Origin of the sequence: Actinosynnema sp. NPDC023658 (assembly GCF_040639995.1) — a bacterium.
Classification (GTDB): Bacteria; Actinomycetota; Actinomycetes; order Mycobacteriales; family Pseudonocardiaceae; genus Actinosynnema.
In genome coordinates, this window is record NZ_JBFAAX010000758.1 from 585 (window position 1) to 2749 (window position 2165).

Here is a 2165-nt window from a genome sequence, read left to right on the forward strand (position 1 = left end):
GGTCGCCCACGGCGACGCTCTTGACCCCGGCGTCGAGCCGCTCACCGATGACCGCGCCGGTGAGCTGGTGCGCCGTGGGGTCCCACAGCCGCACGGTGCCGTCGTCGGAGGCGGACACGGCCGCGGTCCGGCCGTCCACGCTGCCCAGCGCGACGCCGTTGACGCCTGCGGGCAGCCGGTCGCCCAAACGGGTGCTCGTCGGCGGGTCGGCCGTGAGGTCCCACGCGCGCAGCGTTCCGTCGGAACTGGCGGACACAGCCAGCGGGGCGTTCAACCCGATCGAGTAGACGGGCTTGTCGTGACCGGCGAGCGGGCCGCTGCGCGCGTCCCCCCGTGACCGGGTTCCACAGCTGCACGGTCCCGTCACCCCTGCCGACGACCGCGACCGGGTCGCCCGCCAGCACGCCGAGTGCGACGGACCAGACGGGGTCGTCCCTGGCGATCGGCGGGCTGAGGAGCCTGCCCTCCCGGGGGTAGTCGTCGGACGGGGTGCCGCTCGCCGGGTCGGAACCGGGAAACCACCTGGAGACGGCGACCGCGGCCGCGCCCAGGGCCAGCGCGCCCGACGCCAGCAGGACGGTCCGCCGCCGGACCAGCGGGCGTCCTTCGCCGTCCACCGGCTCGTGGGTCGCATCCACCGGCTCCGCCCGGTCGACGGGGTCCGTCGGAGGGAGGTCCAGGAGGGGACCCGAGGACCGGGGGCCGGCCACCGGGCGGGGTGCGGGGCGGCGTGGCCGCCGGTCGAGCTGCTCGCGCAGTTCGCGGTACGCCTCGTCCCAGGCGTCGCGGTCGTCCAGACCGGTCGGCAGGGGGATGGCCTTGTCCGCGGCGATCCGCAGGCAGGTGTCGACGAAGACCTCGAAATTCGCCAACTCCGGCCGCACGGGGTTCTGGTGACCGGTCATCCCGGCGATCGTGCTGCGCTTGAGCCGGATCGGGTCCTCGTCCCGGCGACGCGGCGTCCGCTCGCTCTCGATCTCCAGTTGTCGCACGGAAAGCCCCGTGGCCTCCCGCAATGCCCGCAGCCGGGTGGCGAAATGCACCCGCGGGTCAGCCACCTCGTCCATGTGTCCCCCTGATCCACCCCGCCAGGTGTCCGGCGTCGCCGGACACCTGAATCCGGCCAGCGTACCGCCGCTGACCAGCGAGTTCACTCGGTTCGACGAGAAAGGCGTCCGGATTTGTTGCCGGACACCAACCGAACGCCGCACCGTTCTGGTCGCTATTCCGACCACCTGAAGGCGTGACACATGAAGAACACGATCAAGCGATTCATCCGGATATTCATCGCGGGTGTCGTGGTGGCCGCCGCGCTCACCGGCACGGCGAACGCGGCGAACGCGACCACGGACCTGTTGTGGTTCAACCGCGGCACCGGGGAGGTGTCCGCCTGGCTGCTCAACGGCTCCGGCAACGTCCTCGGCGCCCAGCCCATGAACTGGACCTGCTCGTACGCGTCGGGGTGCTCCTCGGCCTGGTCCCCGGTCGGGACGGGCGACCTGAACAACGACGGCAGCCAGGACCTCACCTGGTTCAACCGCACCAGCGGGGAGGTGTCCACCTGGCTGACCAACGGCTCCGGCGGGGTGCTGGGCACCCAGTCGGTCGACTGGCGCTGCGACCAGGCCTCGGGCTGCTCGGGGCAGTGGCAGCCGATCGCGCTGGGCGACTTCAACGGCGACCACAACCAGGACGTGCTGTGGTGGAACCCGACCGCCGGCGTGGTGTCCGCCTGGCTGCTCAACGGGTACGGCAACGTCCTGCGCTCGCAGGAACTCGACTGGCACTGCGACTACAACTCCACCTGCGCGACCTACTGGCGGCCCGTCGGCGCCGGTGACGTGAACAACGACGGGAACGTGGACCTGGTCTGGTTCAACTACTTCTCCGGTGTGGTGTCGTCGTGGCTGCTCAACGGTTACGGCAACGTGTTGGCCAGGCAGGACGTCGACTGGCACTGCGACTACACGTCGGGCTGCTCGTCGCAGTGGCGCCCGGTCGGCGTCGGTGACCTCAACGGCGACGGTCGGCAGGACGTGACCTGGTACAACTACAACTCCGGCGTCGTGTTACCGGTACGCCCAGACCTGCCGCGCGCCGGACGGCGTGTGCCGCAACGCGCGCACCACGCGGCCCTGGGCGTCGTGGTCGTAGTGGGTGCGGCC

General features: G+C 71.3%; 2 protein-coding genes and 1 pseudogene. 1 reads left to right on the plus strand and 2 read right to left on the minus strand.

All coding sequences use genetic code 11. The features are described 5' to 3' along the window. Positions 1–256 (minus strand): hypothetical protein (locus AB0G02_RS34310; protein WP_360802779.1); only part of this gene is annotated, 256 nt, incomplete at its 3' end. A 3-nt stretch (positions 257–259) separates the two neighbouring features. After that, a pseudogene (locus AB0G02_RS34315) lies at positions 260–634 on the minus strand (hypothetical protein); the annotation flags it as partial. A 616-nt stretch (positions 635–1250) separates the two neighbouring features. Here AB0G02_RS34315 and AB0G02_RS34320 point away from each other — a divergent pair. After that, positions 1251–2165: VCBS repeat-containing protein (locus AB0G02_RS34320; protein ID WP_360802776.1), on the plus strand; the 915-nt coding region annotated here is incomplete at its 3' end.